A 23,369-nucleotide genomic window follows, 5' to 3' on the forward strand; every position below is an offset into this window, starting at 1 on the left:
CGAAAACCATCCCTCGCGCTCTATGTCCTGACGTAACGCTCAGCGAATCGCGTTACGAGAATCGGACTTCGAATTTTTCGCATGCCGCAGATCAGGACAACAGAACAGCCAATCGACAGGCCACTGATCCAAACTGGTGCAGAGGATGCTGGCCCGGTGGACACGGGATTGACAAAGCCGGGAATCGCGAGAACGACCCCGGCCGAAAATGCCCCACCGGCAGTAATCAACGTGCGATTCCGGCAGCGATGAGTGTCCTGGAAATATTCAGTGACCAGACTTTGGCTACCATGGCTGGCGGCAAAAGCAATTGAAGCAATGATTACCAACAAAGAAAGCCAGGCGGTGCCGAATGGTACCATCAGCAATCCCGTCGCAGCGGTGAATAGAATCAACAGGGCTGTCGGCAGGGCAAGTGTGTGACCGGTGAACCGCACGAGCCGTCGGTAGATTGCCACTGCAACCATGATCGCCACCGGAGTGATGACTCTTCCGGCTCCGGAATTTGAAATTTCTACCAAAGTACCGGTCACAACACCGGGCAGCAAAAGCCATCCAGCAGTCGCAAAACACCATCCTGCCCACATCGGCGTCGGTGTACTTGTCACAACACTGCAGCAGTTTTCTTCCCCGCAACCCCCGGTACCCTCAGTCACCTCATGTGCCGGATGATCATGATCGTGATCATGATCGTGATTTGACTTTTGGTCATCACAAATTGTGTCGCAACAGGAAGAGCTGGCGGATGACGCGAGTGGAGTCTCCGGCGCGGCGGTAAATCCGGCGACCCCTGTGAACAGGAAGCCAACCAGAGGTGCAAGAACTATCGCTGCACTGCCGGTGAGCGTTGTTAGCCATTCCGGGTGTGAATTGCCGCCGAGGCTTGCAAGAGCGGTCATGAATAACGCTGCCGGGACTGAAAATCCAACGATGCCAGTGACGCGCCACCGGTCACGATTGGGTGTCGTTTCCATGATCGCCTGCTGTCCGGACCTCCACAGGATCGAAACGGCGAGTCCGCTGAGGATCGCGACAACTGGCCAGTGGTCCAGAATCGCAAACCAGTCGAAACAGATCCACGCGCACATCAGCAAGGCGGCGATCCACCCAACAATGAGCGCTGTCACGCGGAACAGCCAATAAACTGCGAAGAACCCCGCCCCCATCGCCATGAGTTGGATGGACGAGAACGACACCCATCCGTAATTCAAGAGCTGGCCAGTCGTATCGGAAATGCTGCCAGAATCGATCGCGGTGTCATCGATCGCGGTGTCATCGCTCGTGGTGCCATCGTTCGCGGTGTCATCGTTCGCGGCGTGCAGAAAAGTGTCATCGGGAACTTGTTGAGGCAATTCGAACAGCAGCCAGGTGAGCAGGAATTGGGAAAGAATAACTGCAACGATTCGAAAAGGGTTGAGCTTTGGCTGTGTCGTGCGCTGAGTTTGTATGATGGTTTTCGGGTGTGCCATGGGCCTGACAGACAATCTGGAAGACGACTTCAATGGAGTCAATTGGGTGAGAAGTTACCATCCCGAATCGCTCAGTGCTTTCGATCACCTGGCACAAATGACGAACTTTCATTCGATTACCCTGCAATGGACCATTCGATGTTTCAGCTCTCAGGAAAAACAGCGCTTGTCACAGGCGCCGGGCGAGGAATTGGACGCGGTTGCGCATTGGAACTGGCGCGCGCAGGCGCCGACATTGTGGTGAATGACCGCCCCGAAAGCACTGATCTGTCGGAGACCGCTCGGCTGATTCAAAATCTCGGACGCCGGTGCGAAGTGGTCAGGTGCGACGTTTTCAGCCGCGAAGGATGCGAATCACTGGTCGCAGCAGCAATCGAGGCCGTTGGGCAGATTGACATTCTGGTCAGTAATCCGGCCTTCAGTCGGCGAGGCAGTTTTCTGGAATACGATCCGGAACTGTTTCAGCAAACGATTCAGGGAACTCTGATCAGCGGCTTTCATATGAGCCAACTGGTTGCCCGCCATATGGTATCCCGGCGAATTCGGGGCCGAATCATCTTTATTTCAAGTGTCCAGGCCGAAATGCCATTTGAGCTGTGCGGTGCGTATGGAGCCGCAAAAGCCGGACTTAATCACTTCACGCGGTCTGTTTCGGTCGAACTTTCGCGGCACCGTATCAATGTCAATGCCATTGCACCCGGCTGGATTGACACGCCCGCTGAGCATCTCACATTCAGCGATGAAACCCTGGCAGAACAGGGGCAGCGTCTACCCTGGGGACGGCTGGGGCTGCCAGAAGACATTGGTCAGGCCGCTACATTTCTGGCGAGCGACGCGGCAGATTACATCACCGGAGTCATTCTGCCCGTCGACGGAGGTTTCCGGTTCAAGGACTGCGGAGCAGAACCTATTCGCAGTCCCACACCTGCTCCAGAGTGCCCAAAGGACTTCGGAGCGGAGGACTCCGCTCAGGTGAATTCCGTCCCCAACTGATTCACTCGTTGTTGACACCGCAAGCTTGTGCCCAGACCTCAGTTGAAGAACAATGCATGCAGAACCCAGGCGTGGCAAACAGTACTGCTCCCGCTGACCGAATTCTCCGCCCGAACCCTGTTCCCAGAGTCCCGATTATGCCGATCAACCGAACCAAATGCGTGGCCAGTGCCCTTGCAGTTGCCGCAGTCTGCTTCTCGTGGGCCGTGATGGCGGAGGATCCCGTTTCTGTGAAGCAACGTGTCGCCCAGTATGCGCCCGTCAGATTGTCCGCGGACCTGTCCGGATTGTCGGACAAAGAACGAGACACCATTCGACTGCTGATCCAGGCGGCAGAGCAGATGGATCATATTTTCTGGCGCGAAGCCTGGGGACACCGGAAGCAACTGATGGAACGCATCCAGGATCCAGCAGTCAGGCGATTTGCCGAAATCAACTATGGACCATGGGATCGCCTGGGTGCCAATGCCTCTTTTGTGGAAGGGATCGGTCCAAAACCGTTGGGAGCGAACTTCTATCCGAAAGATATGACCAAAGAAGAGTTTGAGGCCTGGGTGGAATCTCATCCGGATCAGGCAAAGGCATTCCGCAGCCTGTATACGATCGTCCGAAGAACGAAAGACGGAAAGCTGCGGACGATTCCTTATCACAAGTTCTTCGCCGATCGAACACAGATTGCCGCCGAAAAACTACGTGCCGCTGCGGAGCTTGCTGAAGACGAGAAATGGAAAACGTACTTGACGCTTCGAGCCGACGCGCTGTTGTCTGATGATTTTCAGCCAAGTGATCTGGCATGGATGGACATGAAGTCAAACACCCTGGATATCGTCATCGGTCCCATCGAAAACTATGAGGACCGCATGTTTGGATACAAGGCTGCCCACGAAGCATACGTCCTGATCAAAGATCGCGAATGGAGCGGCCGACTGAGCAAATACGCATCTCTGCTGCCGGAACTTCAAAAGTCACTGCCGGTTTCTGAAGAATTCAAGTCTGAATCGCCCGGCACGGATTCGGACCTGAATGCGTACGATGTGGTCTATTACGCGGGAGACTGCAATTCCGGGTCAAAGACAATCGCCATCAATCTGCCCAACGATGAGGAAGTGCAGCTGAAGAAAGGAACTCGTCGGTTACAACTGAAGAACGCGATGCGAGCCAAATTCGATCGTATCGTTGAGCCCATTGCAGACGAACTTCTGGATCCTGCTCAACGCGAACACGTCACGTTCGACGCATTCTTCTCGAACACGATGCTGCACGAAGTTGCGCATGGGCTCGGAATCAAGAACGTTGTCGCTGGCAGCGGTACTGTCCGTCAGGCATTGAGAGAACTCGGCGCACCGCTTGAGGAATGCAAAGCCGATATTCTTGGACTTTACCTCGCTTCCGAACTGCGTAAACGCAACGTGTTGACAGAAGGTACACTTCGGGACAACTACGTCACTTACATGGCGGGCATCTTTCGCTCCAGCCGTTTTGGGGCGACAAGTGCGCATGGTCGGGCAAACATGATCAGTTTCAACTTCTTCCAGAAGCACGGTGCTTTCACACGCGGAGAGAACGGTCGATATCGCGTCGATTTCGATCGAATGGAATCTGCCATTCAGGCGTTGACGGAATTACTGCTGACGACTCAGGGCAATGGCCGATATGAAGGCGCGGCTGAAGTGCTGGATACCTTCGCTGTGGTTGGACAACAGCTGCAGGCGGATCTGGATCGACTCCGTGATGCGAATATCCCTGTTGATGTCGTCTTTGAGCAGGGACTTCAGGTCCTGGGCCTGGATTAGCAGCGTTCTGAATTCAGATGTTCCACGTTCGAAACCAGATTCGGGCAGGATCGTTCCAGCGGCTTCAGGCAGCGGAATGGCTGTTTTTGAAGATGGAAGAGGTCAGACATGTTTTATTCGAATAGTGCACGACGTGGATTCCTGAAGGCCAGCGGTGTTTGCGTCGCCCTGCCAACTCTGGAATCGTTGTTTCCGGCCATTAGCTCTGCATCTTCAGGGACCCGGATCAATACGCCACGACGCCTGGTTTGCGTTGGTAATGAATTCGGAATGTATCCTGGCGCTTTCTGGCCTAAAGAGGCGGGGCCCGACTACGAATTCACTCCTTTGCTCAGGCCATTGGAAGCCCATCGCTCAAGAATGACCTTGTTTTCTCATCTTGATCACGGTCTTAAGGGCGGCCATTTCGCGGTGCATACCTACCTGACCGGCGTCCATTCATCAGAAGGCAAGTCCATGCCGGAAGGCGGAATGAGCCTGGATCAGCGGGCGGCGGAGTTCGTCGGGTCAGCCACGCGGTTCCCTTCTTTAACGATCGGATCCGAAGACGGCTTGCATGGTGGGTGCATGATGAGCTGGACGCGAACGGGGACACGGATTCCACCGGTACCCGGGCCGAGAGAATTATTCCGAAATTTATTCGTCGATGACACGGCTGCCGCTCGTCGTGCAGCGCAACAACGCATTGCGTTGCAGGAATCGATTCTGGATGCAGTTCGCGGTGACGCAAACGATCTCAGAAGAAGAGTCAGTCGAAGTGACAATCAGAAGCTGGAGGAATATTTCACATCGGTGCGGGAGGTTGAACTCAAACTGCAGCTGGACAAGCACTGGCAGCAAATTGCAAAGCCAAAAACAGACATGCAGGAACCAGTCAATGAAGGACTTACAAGGGACCTCCCGAAAATCTACGACCTGATTGCCCTCGCGCTTCAGACGGACTCAACGCGTGTGGCCACGGTGGAAGTCGGCGGCAGCTTTGTCGCGGCCGATCTCGGCATTCGGGCTGGGTATCACGGGTTGTCACACCACGGTCAGGTGGAAGAAAGTATCAGGCTGCTGACACAAATTGAGCTGTATCAGACGGAACAGTTCGCTCGTTTCCTGGACAAACTGGCTTCGATCAGGGAACCAGAAACAGACAGAACACTGCTCGACTCCACAATAGCCATGTTTGGAAGTGGCATGGGCAACGCAAATTCTCACACGAATCACGATTTGCCAATCCTTGTTGCAGGTGGTTCCTTTCGACATGGAGAACACAAAGCGTATCCGACAGAAAGCCATGGAAGGGTGCCGCTCTGCAATCTGTTCGTGACACTGCTGCAGCAATTCGGCGTCGAAACGGATCGTTTCAGCTCCAGCACCGGCACATTGACAGGATTTGATACGGCAGGCTGAGCCAGCCACGGCCAACCCCCTTAGGGTGCATCTCACATCTGGAGCCGTGCATAACCATAGGTATCTCACTCTCTTCACGGAGCCAGTGCATTAATATTTGATTATGGATTGCCCCATTATTCCCCATGGTGTAAGGTGCGGATTATCATTCACCTGTAAGAGGTGCCTTCATCGAGAACCTTCGCTGAATGGGGAATTCACGCATGTCCAGGGATCACGTTCTTTCCATCAAAGAGTTCACGAAATCTTTAGGGGATTCTTACCCTTCACTGAAGCAAATTGCGTTTTTGGCAGGCGTGCTGATCTTCAACGACGCCATGTGCTATGGGGATGTCATCACGTCTCTCGATTTCAGCGATGCCGGACTCTGGTCAGTCAGTCTCACGGAAAGCAATTCAGCGGAGAATTCATCCTCCGTCACCGGCGGTACACTTCAGGCCGCAAAGAAAGCAGGATCCGGTGGAGTACGGCTGTCGGTCGATCTGATTGGTGCCATCTCGACGGTGGGTTATCAGAACATCAGACTGGCATTCCAGGGCCAGTCGGCAGATACGCTGGAATGGAATGCGAATATGACGGCGGCGGTGGCCAGTACCGACGGGCTTCGAATTTTTGGCAGCGGCGTTGATATCAATGCGAACAGCCTGAATGATCTGACCGGAACAGCGGCTGAATTGGATTTCCAGAACGGCGAGTTCTTCCCAACGTCCAATTTCGGTTCGGACTTTACTTTCAGCCCTTCCACCGCCAATTCGTCCATCACGAACCTGTCATTCCTGCTTCAGGTCAATGCGGACGCAGAGAAGTTAACCCTTTCCAACGTGCAGATTCTCGGAGACATGATCCCGGCATCGGTGCCTGAACCGTCGTCGATCGGGCTGATCTTTCTCGGATGCATCGGTTACGTGTCCCGACGTTTCACCAGAATCCCTCCCGAAGTGCCGTAGCCGCAGCGACTGCGTTCCTTTTCGATTGTGGCTGTACGAGAGAAATCTCTGCGGAAGCACTTGCACGGCAATGCTCGGAATTTGAGCCCGGCAATGCTGGCCGCTTGCAGTACCGAGCCATGTAGAAGAATATTCAGACGAATCCCGCGTCCCCACGACACACAATCGTCGCAATGTTTTTCTGCAGGTAAATTCATGCCACGCCTCAAATCGTCAACCCTTCAGGCGTATGTCTTCTGCGCTGCCTTTGTTGTTGGAACTGGCCACGCTTCCGGCGATTCAGTGAAATTGATTCCTCGGTCGATTTCACTGCAGGGGCCGGAAGGGCGTCACCAGATTCTGGTGGAGCGATACGACGGGGAGGAAGCGATCGGTCCGGCAGATCCCGGTGTGATCGTGACATCGGATGATTCCAAAGTGGCACGCGTTGAGAACAACGTTGTCATCGCGACCGGCAATGGAACGACGACGATTCGGCTGGAGGGAGACGCAGAGACCGATGCGGTCACGGTCAATGTCCGTGGGTTTGACGACCGGCCGGCGTGGTCGTTTCGGAATGATATCCAGCCCATCATGGCGAGGTTGGGTTGCAATTCCGGTCCCTGTCATGGTGCTCTCGCAGGAAAAGGCGGATTCCGTTTGTCTCTGCGAGGGTATGATCCTGAACGCGACCATTTCTCAATGGTTCATCAGCAACAGGGGCGTCGTGTTGAGCTTTCGGATCCCGCGTACAGTCTGCTGCTGACAAAACCTACGCAAACGGTCCCGCATAAAGGTGGCCTGCGTCTGGTTCCGGAATCGCGACATTACCGTGTGCTGTCGCAATGGATTGCAGACGGCGCAGCACCTCCGGCGGATTCCGATCCGGTGCTTCAGAGACTTCAGATTCTGCCAGAGCGGGCGACACTGACTGCGGATCAACATCAGCCATTTCTGGTGATTGCACACTACAGCGATGGCCGCGTACTGGATGTCACGGAACTCGCAAAGTTTTCTTCTTCCAACGAAGCCGTGGCAACGGTGAACGACGATGGCGTTGCTCACGTCGTTGGTCCCGGTGAAGGCGCAGTCACTGCGTGGTTTTCCAGCCAGATCGCAATTGGACGCATCACTGTGCCTTTCCCTCAGTCGATTGATCCGTCCGTATTTACTCACGCAGCACGCCGCAATTACATCGATGATCTGGTTCTTGCTCAGTTGCGGCGTTTGAATCTGAAACCTTCGCCTCGAAGCACAGACGAGGTCTTTGTCCGGCGGGCGTATCTGGACGCGATTGGCACACTCCCAACTGTGAATGAAACACGCGACTTTCTGGCGGACAAGCGAAACGACAAACGCGATCGCCTCATCGACGCATTGCTTGATCGCCCCGAGTTTGCCGATTACTGGTCTTACCATTGGTCGGATCTGTTGCTGATCAACGGCACCGAACTCAGGCCTGAGGCAGTGAAATCCTACTACCAATGGATTCACAAGAATGTCGAGGAGAATACTCCGTGGGACAAGTTCGTGTATCAACTCGTCACGTCTCGCGGGTCAAGCTTTGAGAATGGAGCGACAAATTTTTACGCCCTGCATCAGGCACCTGAAGACATGGCGGAGAATGTCAGCCAGGCATTTCTGGGTCTTTCAATCGGCTGCGCAAAGTGCCATAACCATCCCCTCGAAAAATGGACGAATGATCAATACTACGCGTTCGCAAATCTGTTTTCGCGGGTCCGTGGAAAGGGATGGGGCGGCGATTCCCGCAATGGGGATGGGCTGCGGATACTGGTGACTGCGTCATCAGGCGAACTGGTTCAACCTCGAACCGGAAAGCCTCAGCTTCCCACTCCGCTGGACGGTGAGGCTATTCCCCTGAACTCGGAAGTGGATCGACGGGAGTACATGGCGAACTGGCTGATCTCTCCCCAAAATAAGCTCTTCGCCCGCTCCATCACAAATCGGGTCTGGAAGAATTATTTTGGCGTCGGACTGGTGGAAGAAGTGGACGACATGCGGGCTTCAAATCCGGCGAGCAGCGAAGAGCTCCTGAATGCCGCAGCACAGTCTTTGATCGAAGCCGATTTTGATCTGAAGTCCCTGATGCGTGATATCCTTCGTTCCGAAACCTGGCAGCGCGGTAGTCAGCCACAGGAAGAAAACCGTGGCGATCAACGACACTACTCCCGGTACTACCCTCGACGGCTGATGGCAGAAGTTCTTCTGGATGCGATCTCTGCCGTGGCCGATGTGCCGACGGAATTTTCGCAAGTCCGTTTTCCCGGCGGTGACGTTCGAAAAACAGACTTCTACCCGACAGGCACCAAAGCCATCCAGCTGTATGATTCCGCAGTGGATTCCTACTTTCTGCAGACATTCGGTCGAAACCAGCGACGGATCACGTGCGAATGCGAACGTTCAGATGAGCCCAGCATGGTGCAGGTCCTGCACATCGCGAACGGTGATACTTTGAATGAGAAGCTGCAGTCAAAGAATAACCGGCTCGAACGCTGGCTCGCAGAATACAAGGACAATGCGTCGCTGCTGGATGAAGTTTTCATAACAGCGTTATCACGCTACCCGACAGAACGTGAACAGAACGAGATCCTGTCCGTTCTTGAAACTGCAAAGAATGAGGATGAACGGCGCGAACTGCTCGAAGATGCAGTTTGGGGCGTGTTGAGCAGTCGGGAGTTTCTGTTCAACCACTGATCAGCGTTACGGCAGGTCTGGTTAGCCAGGCATCTGTTCAATCAGGCATTCGTTCACCCCCATTTTCAAAGACATCATGCAATCTGTTGCATGTTGCTGGCGGGAGGGTGTAATCGCCTGATGCTTCCGGATGTGAACGAATGCCGTCGGACCTTTGACACAGTACCAGAAAGTTTGCCAGCGCCAGCGTTGGGGGATTCTATGCCGATTCAACGTGAGTTCTTAGACTGGTCCCAACCGGCCTTACCATCGGCCGCTGATTATCTGATTCAACGCTACTCTGACGGTGACTCTCTCGACCTTTCGAACGTCATTCTGGTGTTTCCCGGGCGACGAGCCGGGCGACGAATGCTCGAGCTTCTCGTTGAAAAGGCAACGCTTCGCTGGCCTGATCTGTTGCCCCCGGTCATGGTAACTTTCGATCGATTTCCGGAGATGCTTTATACCCAGAAGCTGGGATTGGCGGACACGCTGACCCAATTGCTGGTCTGGCGTCATGCGCTCAGTTGCATTCCGGCGCGAGAACTCACCGCCGCGCTTCCACACATTCCCAATGAAGACGCCATCCCGGCATGGATGGCACTCTGCGAAACACTCCGACGTCAGCATAATGAACTTGCAGCGGACGGCATGGAGTTCAGTGAGATCCATGAACATCTGGCAAACTCCGGAAATCGCAGTGAAGCCGACCGATGGAAAGCTCTGCGCCGGATTCAGGCAGAATATCTGATGCAAATGGACAGTCTTCAGCTTTGGGATCGCCAGGCGGCTCGACTGGTCGCGGTTGAACAAAACGAGTGTCAGGTGGATCGCGATATCATCATGGTTGGCACCGTCGACATGAACAGAATTGTCCGACGCATGATCGACCAGATTGCCGATCGAGTCACGGTCCTCATACATGCACCGGAGTCAGAGGCAGGTTCTTTTGATGAGCATGGTTGCCTGATTCCTGCAGAATGGGAATCTCGCCAATTGAACATTCCGATTTCGATGATGGCCATTGTTGACAAGCCGGATGATCAGGCCCAGTGCGTGATTCAACAGCTCTCCGAATTGCAGGGCCGATATCGTGCGGACGAAGTTGCAATTGGAGTCGCCAATGACAGGCTCGTTCCGGCAATCCTGCAGGGATTGTCCGATGCCGGACTCTCGGGACGATGGCCGATCGGTCAGGTGATCAGCAGCTCGCGACCGTATCGGCTGCTGGAAGCCGTCACGATGCACCTGATTTCCGCACGGGACGGTTTGCCCGCAGACTTTGCGTCGCTTTCAGATCTTGTTCGACATCCTGATCTGACATCGTGGATTGACCTGAAGGTTAAACTTGCCTTTGGCTCTGAAAAATCTGTCGAAGCTCCGGCTGGCAGCATCGTCGCTCAGACTCAGCGAAGAAGGCGATTAAAGGCGGTCGAGACGGACTGGTTAACCACTCTGGATAAGTATCTTGCCGATCACTTGCAGGCTACGCCAGGCGTGTTACTGGGAGACGAATCAACACGGAGGTCGGTGGGTGCTGTCTGCGACGCGGTTGAACTACTGCTTGCAGAGCTGTTGCCGCCGTCACTTCGAAGCCAGGCGCACCTTCTGGCAGATGAACGTCCGGCTCCTGGAACAAGGCGGAAAGGCAAGGTGGGACAGTCGCTTCCCAGTCAACGTCAGCTGATGCTCGATGACATGGAAGAAGCAGCGACGCATTCGATACAGCAACTTCTCACTCGAAAAAGGACTCTCATTGAATGGGCCGACGGGGCATTGCGAATGATCGCGACAATTTACAGGGATCGTGAACTGGTTGAGGAAAAACAGTCTGATCGGGCGATTGTCGAGTGTTTTAGTGCTGTTCAGTCGCTGATAGAATCCCTTCGCCAGGTGCCCGACATGGTGATGCCTCGAACAACCTGCGTTCAGGCATTGCAGCTTATTCTTCGTCAGATCGGTGAGGGCAATGTTCCACCTGGGGAATCGGAGCTTGCAATTGACCTGATGGGGTGGCTCGAACTCCCGCTCGACGACAGTCCTGTTGTCATCCTGACGGGATTCAACGAAGGTGATATTCCAGAATCGACGACGTCTGATGTCTTTCTGCCAAATAGTTTCCGGCAGCAGCTCGGACTGACAGACAATGCTCGCCGATACGCCCGAGACGCTTACGCAATGACGACACTGCTGAACAACAGACATGTGTTAAAGTTGATCGCGGGGCGCGTTGATGTAAAAGGAAACCCTGTCGCTCCCAGTCGGCTTTGGTTTGCGGCCGATCAGCAGTCTCTGCCGCAAAGAGTTCGCCTGTTTTATGCCGCTGACAAACAACAGAGTGATACGGGCGACCGTGAAGTCGGTCTATCCGCAGGTGTTCCGGATACGCGTCAGAGTGGCTTTGTGATTCCATCGCCCCCTCCTCGCAAACGCTTACCTGATGAAATCTCTGTGACGGACTTTCGAGTCTATCTGGATTGTCCGTATCGATATTTTATCGGTCGTGAACTGAAACTGCGGTCCATTCAGGATGAAACCAGAGAACTCAGTGCGGCAGCGTTCGGGAGTTTGATGCATGAAGTACTGAATCGGTTCGGCGAATCGAATGTTCGAACCGCGACGACTCCCGAAGCCATTGAACTGTTCCTGCTGACGGAATTGCAGAAAGTGGCGGCCGTTCGCTTCGGACGCGATCGTTCCGCAACAGTTGTGGTTCAGTTAAAGATGCTGGAAAACCGGCTGCAGAAATTCGCCGAGTGGCAGGCTGGCACTGCAAAGGAAGGCTGGCGCATTGTCCGCACGGAAGCTCGCCTGGAGTACAGTCACTTTCGAGACTCAAAGGACAGACCAGTCAAGCTGATTGGACGTATCGATCGGATCGATCAGCATCAGACCACCAGGGCGTGGCGAGTGCTTGACTATAAAACAAGCGAATCCGCCCTCAAGCCGGATGCGACACATCGGACGAAGGGGGAGTGGATTGATTTGCAGCTGCCACTCTATCGATTACTGGTGCAACCCATTTCCGTAAAAGGTGAAGTGCAGCTTGGTTACATTCACCTTCCAGGAGATCTGAGTCAAATCAACTGCAGCATAGCCGACTGGGATGAAGAAACGCTTCAGTCGGCCGAAAACAAAGCGCGACAGGTTGCAGCCGATATCCTGGACCTGAGGATTGATCGCGTGTTGGTTTCAAATTCGCAGTGGCAGAATGAATTTTCACGTCTGTGTCAGGATCGAGTGATTGATCGAAACATCCCCTGGCTGTCGGACTACTCGCTGGGACACGAGGATTGATCTGAAGCGATGTGGAATGAAAAAAAGTCGTCTGAAGACTTTCAGACGACTTTCAACGGGATTTTCATGGTTCGACGGGAACGACCTGACTAGTCGCCCGAATTCGATGCCGAAGAATCGCCGAATGTACGCCACTCCATTTTGGTTGGCTCGGCAACCTTACGGTACCCGAGGCTCATCAGCACTTCCAGTACTTCGCTCCATGTTGGGAACGGCCGCCCGCTTTTTCGTTTATAGTCATCCATGGCTCGCATGAATTCAATTTCGCCACCGGAGTAATCACGCTCACAGGTGGTGGGATCGATCTGTCGGCGACGGTCCGCACGTCGCCTGTCGGCAATTTCACGTCGCTCTCGCCGGGCGATCTCTTCTTCAGTCAGCGTATCGGCAGCCTCAGGAATTACCTCAGATTTGCGAACTGCAGAGGCCGACCTGGTGATGTTTCGCGCAGGAGCCTGCCTTCGACGCCCTGACCGACGGTCAGTCACAAGTACACTGGATTCAATTTCCGACATGCATACACCCTTGGAGAATTCGGGGAAAGAATGGGTGGAGAATTCGTCAGGCTCACCGTACGGCGAACACTGAGAACTCAGGTGGTTATTCAGTTCGGCGGAGTTCAGGAATGAGCGGCTGCGGCCCGCGCGCCAGGCCCATTCCGACACTCTGCTTCACGATGATCTGCTCACCGAACTATTCCACACAGAATGTCGATGTGTGAAAAGAAGCCGATTACTTCGACTTGTTCATTCAAAGAAACATTAGTGATTGCGGAAGAAAACTAGTTGTAACGATTCTAAGGGCTGAAAAGCTGCAGGTAAAAAATCTGAAGTCCGGACGTATCCCGCCGAACGGTTTCAGCTCTCGTCCGCCATTGCTACTTGTGGTATCCCAGCGCCGAAATCACATCGAAGAGTTCTTCGAACGTGATAAAACGGCGGCGATTAGCAATCTTGTAGTCGTCGACGGCAGTCGCCAGTTCATTGACTTCAGGACGTGCGGAACGATCTCCGTCTCGAAATTGGCGTCTTTCGTAACCTGCGACGGCCGGGCCGTTGTCGCCACGGCGGCGGTCAAGAAAGCCCTGCTGTGTAGCCGGAGTCGCGATAGCTTGCTGTTCCATGTCTGTCTCACTTTTTTTGTTGCTGAGCTTCCCCCGCATAACGAAGTCATTTCCGGGAGCAAAACAACTGTTCGTTCCGTTCTTCGTGACTGCAAACGGGTTCTGAATGGGACACGGTAATCGCAGGTTAACAGGTACGGGTTGAGCTAAAGAATGTGGTTGTGCCGAAGATTTCAATTCGCACCGCAGTGGGTTTGCCTCCCAAACTACTGGATTCCACTCCGCCGCTGAAGCTGTAAGATGGGTGCAAACTTCGAATCGATCCTTACCCAACACTCACTGAAATTCAGAATTGTGGAGTTCCGAACAATGTCCTGCCGCTGTCTTGCCGCTGTGATCGCATCCGGCCTGATTCAATTCACGCTTGCGGGTTGTTCTCCTTCGACAGAACCACCGGCGGCCCCACCGACTCCGCCTTCTTCAGACGCCACAGGTACCGGAGGTCTGGAAACGGGATCCAATTCGAATGAAGGCGCATCCGATTCTGTCGATGAGTTTCAGGAGTTTGACGGAATGAAGTTTCTCGTTCCGGCAAGTTGGGAATCGATGGAACTCTCCGGCATGCAGAAAGGGATTATCGCAGCAAAATTCAGCATTCCTTCGGCGGGCGATGATGTCAGCCTGACCCTTTCCACCTCAGGGGGATCCCTTGAAGACAACATTCGGCGATGGCAGGGACAGTTCAGTGGTGGCCCGGATATTGTAACGGAATCCATTAAGGCTGACGGTCAGGATGCAACTGTGGTGCGTCTTCAGGGAACGTTTTCTCCCGGCTTCGGCCGACCATCTCAGGATGGCTATGCGATGACAGGTGTGGTCATTCCTATGGGTCAGACCAACTACTACATCAAGCTGACAGGCCCCATTGAAGGAGTCTCCAGCGCAGACGCCGAGTTCATCGAGTTCTGCAAATCAGCGCGTCGTGGCTAGAGCTGTCCGTTGAAAAAGCCGGGACAGGCGAGCAGGACGACTGAAAACCGTCGTGTTCTAAGGTCTCCTGCTCGAGCCAGTCCCGTTTTTCAACAGGCTGCCAGAGCTGTTCATTTGAGTACCGGCGAGCGGAATGTCGAGGGAAGCGGATCAGCAGTATGAACGACACCCGAATCTATTTCGATAACAACGCAACAACGTGTATGTTGCCCGAAGTTGTCGAAGCGATCAACCACGCGGGAAGGACGGCCTTTGCGAATCCCGGCAGTCAGCACAGCTTCGGACGGGATGCTCGCCGGACGCTTGATGACGCGCGTGAAACCATTGCGCGCATCCTGAACGCAGAAGAGTCTGAAGTCGTGTTTACCAGCGGCGGAACAGAATCAATCAACATGGCGGTTCAGGGGTTAACAGCCGGCCGAACAGGCACCATTGTCGCGACCGCCGGTGAGCATCCCGCAACCCTGCGTTCATATGATCGCGCTGCCGTTCACGGGCTCAGGTCCCTTCACCTGAAAGTCGATTCCGATGGATTGCTCGTCGAATCGGAACTCGATGGACTGCCCTGGAACCAGTTGAGACTTGTTTCTGTGATCCTTGCCCACAACGAGACCGGGGTGATTCAGCGCACAAAGAGGCTCAGTGACCTCTGCGAACATCACCGCGTTCCGCTGCTGATTGACGCTGTGCAGGCCGTTGGCAAGATCCCTGTGGACTTTGCAGCATTGAAGGCGACAGCTCTGGCTTTTGGTGCGCATAAGTTTCATGGCCCTCGCGGTGTCGGTGGACTACTGATACGCCGGGGCGTGAAACTTGTGCCATTCATGGAGGGCGGACATCAGGAGAATGGACGCCGTGCCGGAACAGAAGCTGTCCCACTGATCGCGGGCATGGCAAAAGCGCTCGAGGTTTGGCATGAGTCTGCAGGACACCGGCAGATGATGATTTCCGAAATGCGAAACCAACTCCAGCAGCGGCTGCTTGGTGAGTGCTCGCCGGCCATCGTGCATGGCTATCAGGCCGAACGTCTGCCTAACACGCTTAGTATTGCATTTCCGGGACTTTCCGGCGAAGCTCTCCTGGTGAATTTACACTTAGCTGAAGTGGCATGTTCGCTGGGAAGTACATGTGCAAGTGGTTCTGCGGAACCAGCCCCGGCGCTGCTGGCGATGGGAGTGCCGCCGGACATCTGTCTGGCCACCGTTCGGTTGAGTCTCGGAATCCTGAATACAATGGATGAAGTCAACGATGCCGCAAATCGAATCGCCGAAGTCGTTCGTCGAATGCGATCTTCACAGAACCCAACTGGGTAACGCGATTGTGCAGACATCAAGTGGTGTTAGCCATTGGTTGGTCCGGAAAATGAAATTTGCGTTACTTGCATGTCTCGCAGTGACGCACTGGTCAGACATGCTGGTTGCTCAGGAAGCACAGTTGTCGGACATTGAGCTTCGCGATCGCATCAAACAGTCCATGGCGCGGGGCTGCGATTATCTGAAGCGGAGTCAGAACGGCGATGGGTCGTGGGTCACTCCTGAGCAGATCTCTTCCAGGCACGAAGTTGGCAGCACTGCTCTGGCCGTCATGGCACAGATCAACTGTGACGTTCCTGTTTCTTCTCGTGAGATTCAGTTGGGACTGCAGTTCCTGCGGCAGGAGGCACCAAATGTGATGGAACGCACACACTCCGTGTATGAAGTTTCTCTCTTGATCATGGCGCTCGTGGCCGCCGAAGAATATGAAAAAGACATGCCGCGAATTCGAATACTCGCTCGAGAGCTTGAGAATTCGATGGTGCTGCGCGGGGCGGATGCCGGACTCTGGGGGTATCGAGTCGGAAGTCGTGGCGGTTCACCAGACCGAAGTAACGGCCAATATGCCGTCCTGGCGCTCCGGGAAGCTGCTTATGCCGGAGTTGAGGTTTCACAGGATACTTGGCGCACGATTCACGAACACTGGGTGAATCATCAGAATAATGATGGCGGGTGGGGATACCACACTGGCGATGGGAAATCGATCGGAACGATGACGGTTGCCGGACTTTCAACCATCGGCATTACCTCCCGAATGCTGATGAACGATCTTGATGTCGATGATGAGGGACGACCGAATTGTTGCCAGCCTCCTTCCACAAACGACGCGATGCGAAAGGGAAAGGAGTGGATGGCGAGGAACTTCTCGGTCTATCGAAATCCGGGTGGAAGCAGCTGGCTGTTCTACTATTTGTACGGACTTGAGCGTGCCGGACGACTGACAAACAGTCGATTCTTCGGGAGATTCGACTGGTACAGAGACGGCGCTCGGTTCTTCATCAGTGCTCAGCAGGGCGCAGGGAACTGGCTCGCACAGGCGGGAACCAACGAACGGGACGAAATTCTGAATACGTCCATGGCGCTGCTTTTTCTTTCGAAGGGCCTGTCACGCGTCGTCATCAACAAACTGGACTACAGCTCACCCAACGGTGAATCCATCGAAACAGGTGAATGGAATCGCCATCCCAACGATGCAATCAACCTCGTGGAACTCATTGATTCTCTGCCCCAGTGGCCGCCGCGTTTGGTCAGTCAGACGCTGACGCTGTCTCGCCTGCGTCCTGAAACTGCCGTTGCCGATCTGAATCAAGCACCGGTGTTACTGATCTCCGGAAAAAAGGCACCTCAACTGACCGATACCCACGTCGCCTGGCTGCGCGAATTTGTTGACCAGGGGGGCTTCATCTTTGCCGTTGCAAACTGCGACGGCAAAGGCTTCGATACAGAGTTCCGCAGACTTGTCGAGCGACTGTTTCCACAGGGGGACGCATCGCTGCAGCGACTGACCTCCGACCACCCGGTGTTTCGCAGTGAGTATCTGCTGAATGCCGATGGTATCGAACTGTGGGGCGTCGATTTTGGTTGTCGGACATCGATTATTTACAGCCCCGATGATATTGGCTGCCTCTGGCAAAAGTGGCAGCGACACGACGCTCCAAATCGAAACAAGGATCTGGTGCAGCGAATCATCAGAGGAACCCGAATCGGGGTGAATGTTCTGGCCTACGCGACCGGGCGCGAGCCGCCGGAAAAATTCAGCATGAACAATGTGAACGATGAGAGGAATCGAAGAATTGAGCGTGGTCTTCTGGAGATTGCAAAACTAAGGCACAGCGGCGGATGGGATACGGCGCCCAGAGCACTGCCAAATTTGCTGCGAGCGTTAAACGAAAAGGCAGGCGTCCCGACGGCGGTTAACGGTGAGCCGATTCCAATTACCCCGAATGAACTTTTGCGGTTCCCGCTGGTTTACATGCATGGGCGATACAGTTTCGCGCTGGAACAAACGCAGCGGGAAGCGTTACGAACCCACATTCTGCGAGGAGGCGTGCTGTTCGCCGACGCCTGCTGCGGATCAACCCGTTTCGACAGAAGTTTCCGTGACATGATGCAACAGACATTTCCTGAGAATGCTCTGAAGCAAATTCCACCAGACCATGAACTGTTTTCGAGCGAAATCGGATATGACATCTCAAAAGCCACCATCAGGAAGCTGGTCCCGACCGCTGCCAACGCGAGTATGAAGTCCAAAGAGGAAACCGGGCCTCCAATTCTGGAGGGTATCGAAGTGAACGGTCGAATGGCCGTCATCTACAGTCGATACGACATCAGCTGTGCACTGGAACACCAGGCCTCTCTTGCCTGCAACGGCTACCTGGAAGACGATGCTGCCCGAATCGCGACGAATGTCGTCCTGTATGCGCTGCTCAAAGAAAGTGATCTGCCGACGGAGTGAAAATGACTCCGCAGAAAACGCCCGCTGACAAGTCGAACAATCAAGGTGTGGAAGTCTGCAGCGGGTGTATTCCTACGGAGCCACATAAGCCGGCAATCGAAAAGTGCGCGGGTGTCAGACAGAAGGAGCAAAAGCATGCGCACGGGAGTAAATCGCAGCAGTCATTCCAGACCGGACCGGAAATCTGATGAAAACTCAGAATTCCTTTTGAACTCCGTAAGCTCTTGCCTGCAAACGACTTCTGCCATAAGCACTCAAGGAAGAAGAACTGTACGAAAAAAGAGCCGAGCCTTCCCAAAGAAGACTCGGCTCTCGATTCAATAAGGGGTGCACCGATCAACCGGCTATGCTGCCTGATCCAGTGAGTGGTCTCCCTCGGATTCATCTTCGTACACGAGGTAATAGATGCTGCTGGCAGCTTCTTCCAGGTAATGCTTGATGTTCTCGCTTTGCACGATTTCAATCAGATGGTCAAGGGCTTCGACAACCCGATCCACTTCATCACTGCTGATTTCTTCGTATTCCTCAATGTCCGCCAGATCCTTCAGTTCTGCATCCTGTTGATTCATGGCTTCTGTCATCACTGTCTCCTGACGCGGGATTTTCCCGCCTGGTAACTGGAATCCGCGCTGGCTACGCGTCTTTCTTCACTTCGGTTGTTATCGGACAGGCGAGCGATCGCCTTTGAAAGAAACTGTGAGGGCTTTGGGAGCTGGCCCGATTGAAGAACCGGAGAATCCGGCGGATTTTCCCCAGGTTGATGCGGATCCGAACTCTCAACAGCGTAATGGATTCCCTGGATTCCCCATTTCCCTGACCTCATCGGACCCTCACGAAGCGGAAAACAGGCTCGAGTATTCAGTCCTCCTGAATCCAAAATCTCAGTCCTTCCGCGCCAGCGGACTTTTTCCCCGGCCGACTTGAGGCAACCGTCGGAGTTTTTTGTTGTGGTGTGACCGAAAACAGCGATAAACTGCTTGATCCTGCCGGTCAAATTCCGTTTTGCGTGAAGCAGTGGTAACTCTGGCGGTCAATTTGTTCAAAAAGGCTGACACTTTCGGCCGCGCGTACTTGAGGAGCTCTTCGATGCATCAGTCTGGTGGTTTGTTCAAACGTTCACTGATTCTCTGCGCTGCCGCTGCGGTGCTGGTCGTGACAGCCGGGGCCACCCAGGCTGAACCCGGACGACGGGAAGTGCGGAAGCCAGTCATTACAAAGCCGAAGTTTGATCCGACCGCTGAAAGAGTTGGTCTGTTCGATGGTAATGAATCCGGGCAATTGGAAACGAAGGTCGTACCAAGTGGATCACAGGGGGGATTTCTCCTGATCTCCAACAAGTCCGATCAACCGTTAACTGTTGAGCTCCCAGATGCTTTTGTCGCAGTACAGGTTCTGAAGCAGTTTGGTGGCGGCATGGGCGGCATGGGTGGCATGGGCGGTATGGGCGGCGGCATGGGCGGTATGGGCGGCGGCGGAATGGGTGGCATGGGTGGCGGTGGTATGGGAGGACAAGGATTCTTCTCAATTCCGCCTGAACGAACTGTGCGGGTGCCCTATCACTCGGCATGTCTGAACCATGGAAAGGCAGACCCGTCTCCAAACCTCACATACAAGCTGGTCCCCGTCAGTGAATACACGAATGATCCAATTCTGGCGGAATTGATTCAGCTGACCGCAACTGGTCGTGTGAACAAGCAGGCCGTACAGGCTGCTATCTGGACACGGACGGATAATCTCACGTGGCAGCAGTTGGCAGCGAAGGGTACTCAGGGGCTCTTTGGCCACGTATCTTATTTTCAGCCTCAGGAGTTAGTCGGCGCTCAACTTCTGCTTTCAACGGCAGAAGGTCGAGTCAAAGAAAAGGCCTCCGAAACACCATCCGGTGTTTCTCAGCCTGCCGACAGGGTATCTGCCCGCATTCGCTAGGCTCCACGAGCGATCTCAATGTGCATTCAGCAGAAAAGGGCTGCCGGAAACGGTAGCCCTTTTTTCTTTGCGCGTGGCGAAGAAGAGCTGTGCCGTTAACGATGTGAAACAAGGAGGGCCTGATAGGCGCCATCCGAGGGTCGTCCGGGAAGGAACTGCTGATCACGCTCCAACCGAATTGCAGGAAAGGCCTGCAGCACGGCATCGACAACCCGCCGGTTTTCTTCCGCCTCAATACTGCAGGTCGAATACACGATGCGTCCTGCGGGAGCGATGCGCTCACACGCCTGGATCAACAATCTGGTTTGCAGCGTTACCAGCTCTGCGAGGTCCTCGGTTGAGAATCTCCATCGGGCCTCTGGTCTGCGTCCCAGCACTCCCGTATTCGAACATGGAACGTCGACCAGAATCAAATCGAACGGACCGTCGGGTAGATTGGTCCCATCCTTTGTGACCAGGCACAACTGAACATTCCGGATGTTCAGCCTTTCGGTGTTCTGGCGAATTCGTTCGAGCCGAGACCCCGAGATGTCGCAAGCGGTGATCATGGCTTTGTCATCTGTCAGTTCTGCCAGATGGCAGGTCTTGCCTCCGGGCGCGGCACAAAGATCAAGAATGCTCTCTCCCGGCCTGGGTGCGGCCAGCTCTGCTGCAGCAGTGGCACTGGCATCCTGAATGCTCCAGTCCCCGTCCATGAATCCCGGCAATTGCTCCACGCGACCGGTGGAAGAAATTCGCAGCGTACCGGCAGAATGGCCTTCTTCAACGATGCAGTGTCCGGTTAATGCTTCGCGCACGGTGTCCACTGTTGCCTGCCGTTTATTGATTCGGACCGACAGGGATGCTGGATACAGCGAATGGAATCCGGCCGCCATTAGTTCTTCCATAGACATCCTGCCTGTCCATCGGACTGCTAACGCACTGGGCAGAGAGAACGCATCCCCGAACCATTCGGCCAGGTTTTGGGAGGGATCGGTCAGAACTGGCTGTGTCATCTGAACCCAGTGGCCGGGGCTTACCGGAATGAACGCTGCGTCGGGCGGCATCGGTTCGTTCGACTCCGTATCCACCTTGTCTGCCACCATTCGTGCGATACCGCGCAACACGCCGTTCACGAACTTTGTCCATCGTTCGCGATTCAATTGACGGCAGAGTTTGACTGAGGAGTCGACTGCGGCATGGTCGGGTGTCGCAGCAAAAAGAATCTGATAGACACCAAGCTGCAGCACGCGCCACAGATCATTCTCAACGTTATGCCTCGGCCGTGTCAGTTGTTTCGCGATGACTGCGTCGATTGTCCGCCTGCGACGAACCACGCCGGAAGAAAGGTCCACAGCCTGACCACGCTCTCCGGAACTCAGTTGATGATGTCGGTCGAGATCTGACAAGATGTCCTGAAGAAAATCATTCCCGTGTTCGAAGAGCTGCAGAGCTCGCCATGCAAGAAGTCGACCAGAGGTGATGGCCGCCACTTTGGCTTCGATCGCGGCGAAATCTTCTTTGGAGCCTGTACTTCCGTGTTGATTTTCACCACTCGAGTAGAGTTTGGCATTCCGTTCCGGCGATGATGGATCCGGCTTTCTATTCTTTCTGTTTCGTTTTTCGCCTGCTGTGTCGCCCTTTTCCTCTTCGCCCTGAGGTCGAACCCGCAGGTTTGTCTTGAACTTTGGCCTTGCGAAATCCCACGGGTTATTCCCTTCAGTGCTCATGCTTCGCCTCGCTGAAAACTGGTTTCGCAAAGTGCCCCAAGATCTTCGAAGTAACCCGGATATGTTTTTGCCGTACATCCGGGATCCAGAATTCGAATGCCTTGTGCTCTGAGTCCCAATAAAGAAAAGCTCATCGCCATTCTATGGTCGTCGTAGGTGTGTATGTCTGCGGGATGGACAGGCCCCGGTTCGATTTGCAGACCATTGGGATGCTCATGAGCAGCGATACCGGCGCGATTCAGTTCGGTGACCACTGCTGCAATACGGTCTGTTTCTTTGTGTCGCATGTGCCCCACGTTACGGATTGTTGTCGGAGAATCTGCAAACACGGCCACCACGGCGAGGGTCTGTGCTGTATCGCTGATCGCGTTCATATCAACGTCAATACCATGCAGTGGCTTGCCTTTTACTGTGATACTGGAATCTTCATATTGAACTTCACAGCCCATTTGCTGCAATGCATCGACAAACCCCACGTCTCCCTGCTTGGCTGTGCGAGTAAGACCCTCAACGGTAACGGTCCCCTGGGTGATGGCCGCAAGTGCAAAGAAATAACTGGCAGCGGAAGCGTCCGGTTCAATTTCGTAGATTCGTGGCTTGTAAGCCGCGGGCAGCACCTGGAATGAGGACAGATCATCCGGATGCTCGACCTGAATTCCAAACTCCGACATCATCTGAAGAGTCATCGTAACGTATGGCTTTGAAACCAATTCTCCGCTGACCACAATCGAAGTTGCGTTTGATGCTGCCGGGGCCGCCATCAGAAGACTGCTCAGAAACTGGCTGCTGATATCCCCGGCGATTGTTGCCTGCCCTCCGTTTAAGCGACCGTTTGCACCATCAACGACAATGGGCGGGCAGTCGGTCGAATCGATTTCAAAGCGTACACTTGTTCCGAGCTGGGACAAGGTCCGAGCCAGGTCGCCAATCGGTCGTTCGCGCATCCGTTTGACTCCATCCAGTCGATACTGTCCATGGCCCAAAGCACACAACGAAGTCAGGAAGCGAATGCTTGTTCCGCTGTTTTCCAGCCACAGGTCTGCCGATTGCGCGGGGATTCTTCCGCCAAGACCTGTGATGCGGCAGGTACATTGCCGTAGATCCTGATCCACGGTAAACCCGAGGCGACGCAGGCTTTCAATCATCACGCGAGTGTCCTGGCTGTCGAGAACGCCGGTGAGAGTTGTGGTACCGTCGGCCAGAGCGGCCAGGATGAGTGCTCGATTCGTGATGCTTTTCGAACCAGGCGGTCGGATCCTGCCGTTCACGGGGGACGAAATGGGTTGAATCTGAATTGCCTCGGTCATTGCGAGCCTTTGACGGTTACCTGCGAAACGCCT

At 54.4% G+C, this 23,369-nt stretch carries 16 protein-coding genes; 10 read left to right on the forward strand and 6 right to left on the reverse strand.

Annotated elements, in window-relative coordinates; all coding sequences use genetic code 11:
• Positions 1-20: 20 nt before the first annotated feature.
• Positions 21-1,469 (reverse strand): MFS transporter, encoded by a 1,449-nt coding sequence (locus R3C20_18950; protein MEZ6042579.1) that lies wholly within the window; start codon positions 1,467-1,469, stop codon positions 21-23.
• A 138-nt stretch (positions 1,470-1,607) separates the two neighbouring features.
• Here R3C20_18950 and R3C20_18955 point away from each other — a divergent pair, with 138 nt between their 5' ends.
• From R3C20_18955 to R3C20_18980, 6 genes are all read left to right on the forward strand, one after another.
• Positions 1,608-2,462, forward strand: a complete 855-nt coding sequence (locus R3C20_18955) for an SDR family oxidoreductase (GenBank protein ID MEZ6042580.1) — start codon at positions 1,608-1,610, stop codon at positions 2,460-2,462.
• 137 nt (positions 2,463-2,599) lie between these two features.
• Positions 2,600-4,255 (forward strand): hypothetical protein, encoded by a 1,656-nt coding sequence (locus R3C20_18960; protein MEZ6042581.1) that lies wholly within the window; start codon positions 2,600-2,602, stop codon positions 4,253-4,255.
• A 108-nt stretch (positions 4,256-4,363) separates the two neighbouring features.
• Positions 4,364-5,656, forward strand: a complete 1,293-nt coding sequence (locus tag R3C20_18965) for a DUF1552 domain-containing protein (protein ID MEZ6042582.1) — start codon at positions 4,364-4,366, stop codon at positions 5,654-5,656.
• A gap of 203 nt (positions 5,657-5,859) precedes the next feature.
• On the forward strand, positions 5,860-6,603 hold the full coding sequence (locus R3C20_18970; protein ID MEZ6042583.1) for a PEP-CTERM sorting domain-containing protein: 744 nt from the start codon (positions 5,860-5,862) through the stop codon (positions 6,601-6,603).
• Positions 6,604-6,798: 195 nt separating this feature from the next.
• Entirely contained in the window at positions 6,799-9,297 is a 2,499-nt protein-coding gene (locus R3C20_18975) for a DUF1553 domain-containing protein (GenBank protein ID MEZ6042584.1), read from the forward strand.
• A gap of 201 nt (positions 9,298-9,498) precedes the next feature.
• A complete protein-coding gene (locus tag R3C20_18980) occupies positions 9,499-12,573 on the forward strand; it encodes a PD-(D/E)XK nuclease family protein (GenBank protein MEZ6042585.1) in 3,075 nt (1,024 codons plus the stop codon).
• Positions 12,574-12,662: 89 nt separating this feature from the next.
• Here the strand turns inward: R3C20_18980 and R3C20_18985 are convergent, their stop codons facing one another.
• Positions 12,663-13,088, reverse strand: a complete 426-nt coding sequence (locus R3C20_18985) for a hypothetical protein (GenBank protein ID MEZ6042586.1) — start codon at positions 13,086-13,088, stop codon at positions 12,663-12,665.
• 362 nt (positions 13,089-13,450) lie between these two features.
• Positions 13,451-13,696: a hypothetical protein gene (locus R3C20_18990; protein MEZ6042587.1), complete on the reverse strand. Its 246-nt coding sequence runs from the start codon at positions 13,694-13,696 to the stop codon at positions 13,451-13,453.
• Between the two features lie 309 nt (positions 13,697-14,005).
• On the opposite strand from R3C20_18990, the gene R3C20_18995 reads away from it, so the two are divergent.
• The 3 genes from R3C20_18995 (at position 14,006) to R3C20_19005 (ending at position 18,394) form a co-directional block, all read left to right on the forward strand.
• Positions 14,006-14,626 (forward strand): hypothetical protein, encoded by a 621-nt coding sequence (locus tag R3C20_18995; GenBank protein ID MEZ6042588.1) that lies wholly within the window; start codon positions 14,006-14,008, stop codon positions 14,624-14,626.
• A gap of 158 nt (positions 14,627-14,784) precedes the next feature.
• Positions 14,785-15,939, forward strand: a complete 1,155-nt coding sequence (locus R3C20_19000; GenBank protein ID MEZ6042589.1) for a cysteine desulfurase family protein — start codon at positions 14,785-14,787, stop codon at positions 15,937-15,939.
• Positions 15,940-15,988: 49 nt separating this feature from the next.
• On the forward strand, positions 15,989-18,394 hold the full coding sequence (locus R3C20_19005; GenBank protein ID MEZ6042590.1) for a DUF4159 domain-containing protein: 2,406 nt from the start codon (positions 15,989-15,991) through the stop codon (positions 18,392-18,394).
• A gap of 344 nt (positions 18,395-18,738) precedes the next feature.
• Here R3C20_19005 and R3C20_19010 read toward each other — a convergent pair whose 3' ends face one another.
• Positions 18,739-18,975 (reverse strand): hypothetical protein, encoded by a 237-nt coding sequence (locus tag R3C20_19010; protein MEZ6042591.1) that lies wholly within the window; start codon positions 18,973-18,975, stop codon positions 18,739-18,741.
• 505 nt (positions 18,976-19,480) lie between these two features.
• Between R3C20_19010 and R3C20_19015 the strand changes: the two genes are divergently transcribed.
• Complete coding sequence (locus R3C20_19015; protein MEZ6042592.1) at positions 19,481-20,320, forward strand: hypothetical protein; 840 nt, start codon at positions 19,481-19,483, stop codon at positions 20,318-20,320.
• Positions 20,321-20,415: 95 nt separating this feature from the next.
• On the opposite strand, the gene R3C20_19020 is transcribed toward R3C20_19015, so the two are convergent.
• Together R3C20_19020 and aroA are read right to left on the reverse strand one after the other, a co-directional pair.
• Complete coding sequence (locus R3C20_19020) at positions 20,416-22,029, reverse strand: transcription antitermination factor NusB (GenBank protein MEZ6042593.1); 1,614 nt, start codon at positions 22,027-22,029, stop codon at positions 20,416-20,418.
• The gene (gene aroA, locus R3C20_19025) at positions 22,026-23,336 is read right to left on the reverse strand and encodes a 3-phosphoshikimate 1-carboxyvinyltransferase (protein MEZ6042594.1); all 1,311 of its coding nucleotides are present in this window, start codon (positions 23,334-23,336) and stop codon (positions 22,026-22,028) included. The genes R3C20_19020 and aroA overlap by 4 nt, the downstream gene beginning before the upstream one ends.
• Between the last annotated feature and the right edge of the window lie 33 nt (positions 23,337-23,369).

Source organism: Planctomycetaceae bacterium (assembly GCA_041398825.1).
Lineage (GTDB): Bacteria > Planctomycetota > Planctomycetia > Planctomycetales > Planctomycetaceae > F1-80-MAGs062.

Excerpts from the sequence above, each read along its gene's own strand:
- R3C20_18950 (MEZ6042579.1), bottom strand. The coding sequence starts at position 1,469 with ATGGCACACCCGAAAACCATCATACAAACTCAGCGCACGACACAGCCA.
- R3C20_18955 (MEZ6042580.1), top strand. The coding sequence starts at position 1,608 with ATGTTTCAGCTCTCAGGAAAAACAGCGCTTGTCACAGGCGCCGGGCGA.
- R3C20_18960 (MEZ6042581.1), top strand. The coding sequence starts at position 2,600 with ATGCCGATCAACCGAACCAAATGCGTGGCCAGTGCCCTTGCAGTTGCC.
- R3C20_18965 (MEZ6042582.1), top strand. The coding sequence starts at position 4,364 with ATGTTTTATTCGAATAGTGCACGACGTGGATTCCTGAAGGCCAGCGGT.
- R3C20_18970 (MEZ6042583.1), top strand. The coding sequence starts at position 5,860 with ATGTCCAGGGATCACGTTCTTTCCATCAAAGAGTTCACGAAATCTTTA.
- R3C20_18975 (MEZ6042584.1), top strand. The coding sequence starts at position 6,799 with ATGCCACGCCTCAAATCGTCAACCCTTCAGGCGTATGTCTTCTGCGCT.
- R3C20_18980 (MEZ6042585.1), top strand. The coding sequence starts at position 9,499 with ATGCCGATTCAACGTGAGTTCTTAGACTGGTCCCAACCGGCCTTACCA.
- R3C20_18985 (MEZ6042586.1), bottom strand. The coding sequence starts at position 13,088 with ATGTCGGAAATTGAATCCAGTGTACTTGTGACTGACCGTCGGTCAGGG.
- R3C20_18990 (MEZ6042587.1), bottom strand. The coding sequence starts at position 13,696 with ATGGAACAGCAAGCTATCGCGACTCCGGCTACACAGCAGGGCTTTCTT.
- R3C20_18995 (MEZ6042588.1), top strand. The coding sequence starts at position 14,006 with ATGTCCTGCCGCTGTCTTGCCGCTGTGATCGCATCCGGCCTGATTCAA.
- R3C20_19000 (MEZ6042589.1), top strand. The coding sequence starts at position 14,785 with ATGAACGACACCCGAATCTATTTCGATAACAACGCAACAACGTGTATG.
- R3C20_19005 (MEZ6042590.1), top strand. The coding sequence starts at position 15,989 with ATGAAATTTGCGTTACTTGCATGTCTCGCAGTGACGCACTGGTCAGAC.
- R3C20_19010 (MEZ6042591.1), bottom strand. The coding sequence starts at position 18,975 with ATGACAGAAGCCATGAATCAACAGGATGCAGAACTGAAGGATCTGGCG.
- R3C20_19015 (MEZ6042592.1), top strand. The coding sequence starts at position 19,481 with ATGCATCAGTCTGGTGGTTTGTTCAAACGTTCACTGATTCTCTGCGCT.
- R3C20_19020 (MEZ6042593.1), bottom strand. The coding sequence starts at position 22,029 with ATGAGCACTGAAGGGAATAACCCGTGGGATTTCGCAAGGCCAAAGTTC.
- aroA (MEZ6042594.1), bottom strand. The coding sequence starts at position 23,336 with ATGACCGAGGCAATTCAGATTCAACCCATTTCGTCCCCCGTGAACGGC.